Genomic DNA, 2,423 nt, shown 5'->3' on the forward strand with positions numbered 1-2,423 from the left:
CCATCTATATTTTTGTGCTAATCTATTTAAAGCATCTAACCTTGATTGTTGAGCTTTTAATAAAAAACGAGAAATGGCTTTTGCCAAGTCTCCAACATCTCCAGGACGAAAAAATTCAATTGCTGCCTCAACTCCTTGACTAATCTCCCGAAAATAAGGATGGTCAGCTGCAATAACAGGTTTGTTAAATGTCCAAGCCGCTAATACTAAACCACTTGTTGTAATTTTTTTATAAGGAAGAATAACTGCATCACAAGCATTAATTATATCTGAAAACTTTTGATTTGATAAAAATTTCGGTATTATTTTGCACTTCTTATTAAAACTGACTTTTTTTTGTAGCACATTAATATCGTAATCCTTGTGAACATTACCAGCTATGATCAATTGTACATCTCTGTCTAATAGATTAATCGCGTCAATTGCCAAATCAAATCCTTTATAGGGACGAATATATCCTAAACAACAAAAAGTAGGCAAAGAAGAATCAAAACCTATTTCTCTTAAGACTTCGTCTCGTGGAGCCGGAGAAGGATATATCCCTTCATAAAGCCCATGGTACATAACAACTAGTTCACCTCGAGGATTATCACGTTTTTTCAAAATATTAGCTCCATATTTACTATGACAAATAATCAAATCACTTTGTTTTGCTAAAACTTTATAGCCTAATTTGTCTACAAAATCTATTCCTTCATGGTGTTCAAGATTGTGTAGTGTCCACCAAATTTTAATTCCCAATTTTTTAGCTAAACGTAAATATCTCCAAAAACCGATAAGGGCCCTCAACCTCCCTATCTTATTCTTAGACCTTATACGCCAAATATCTTCTGGCCAATGAAAATGCAAAATATCTATCTTTTTATTGTTAGTATAAAGCCAACCATCATTAACTTTTAATCCTCCTAAATAACAAAAATCAAATTTTGACAAATTGTTGTAAAATAATTCCAAATATGGATTGGCAGATAATAAAGAAGGAAAAGAAAATATTTTTTTAGTCATAAACGTTGTGTAATTTTTGCCTAATCTATAAATAGTTTCTTAGAATTTTTTACCTATATATTACAATTTACAATTAAATAATATATTCTTTAATAAAAAGAGTTCATCCTTGAAAAAAAACAAAACCAAAATAAGAAAAATTATTCCTCCTGAAACTACACTTAGACTTAATATTGTCACTAAATTTAAATTTAAATAAAGCAAAGTTTTTTTTACAAACCAGACAAAAATACCACATAAAAGAGCAGTAAAAAAAGTCTTAAAAATAGATATAAAAAATCTAAATATATTAGCCTTTATTAAACGAAAACCAATATACAATACAATAAATGAAGGCAAAACAGACAACAACATACCAATAGCAATTCCTGTAATATTCCAAAAATATCCCATAATACTCACAGTTATAGCTGTAACTATGAGTTCAACAAATGAAGTTATATTAGGAATATCTGGCCTGTTTTTACATAAAAAAATAGCTCCCAGAGGTTGAACGATACATCTTAATGCAGCACATAAACAAAGAATTTGCATAGGTCTTATAATTGGTAACCACTGATCACCCCAAAGTACAAGGACCAAAATATCTGCTAAGGCAAGCAAACCAAAAAGTACTGGAAATGCAATTAGGGTGACAAATTTAACTATCATTACATAAGCGTTAAAAATTTTTTCATTATCCTCTTGAATTTTAGCTAGAGATGGAAAGACTACTGCTCCCACGGGTCTGGAAATCCGAGCAACTACTAAATGGGGAATTTTATAAGCAAATTCATAAAGTCCAAGCTGATAAGTTCCTAAAATACGACCAACTAATAAATAATCCAAGTTTTGTTTTAAATAATTAGTAATAGAAAAACCTAATCCATGAATTCCAAAGCGAAAAAGATAATGAAAGCTCTCTTTATCAAATTTAAAATTTGGCACCCAATTAACAAAAATAAAAATGATCAAATTAGAAAATATAGCGTTCACTAACATAGCTATAACTAAAGACCAGTAAGCCAAATCTGTAGTTAAAGCCAAAAAAACAGCTACAAACGATTCAAAAAGAACACTTATTCCATTAATTATATTTAAAGTTTTGAAACGCAATTCCTTACTAAGAAGTATATTTGGAACTATTCCAAAGAGATGAATTAAAAAACAAAAAGACGAGACTCTCACTACTCCAACGAGACGTGGTTCTTTAAAAAAAAGAGCTGCCAGAGGAGCCCCTAAAAAAGCGAGTAAAAATAAAAAAATACGTACACAAGCAATTGTCCAAAAACAAGTATTTAGATCATCCTTGGAAACTTCTTTTTTCGCTATGATTCCAGCTCCCATACCTAGGGCAGTGATATTGAGCAGGAATTCCTGAAATAATATCGCCATTCCAAAAAGACCAAAGTCCGAAGGTTTGAGAGCTCGTGCTAAGA

The 2,423-nt window shown here is 30.8% G+C and carries 2 protein-coding genes; both read right to left on the reverse strand.

Annotated features, from left to right (window positions below):
* The coding region (locus ACXJH6_RS05120) for a glycosyltransferase (protein ID WP_456470684.1) at nucleotides 1-1,005 on the reverse strand (1,005 nt) is incomplete at its 3' end.
* 60 nt (nucleotides 1,006-1,065) lie between these two features.
* Nucleotides 1,066-2,423: lipopolysaccharide biosynthesis protein (locus ACXJH6_RS05125; RefSeq protein ID WP_456470685.1), on the reverse strand; the 1,358-nt coding region annotated here is incomplete at its 5' end.

It is taken from the genome of Caminibacter sp. (genome assembly GCF_053999135.1).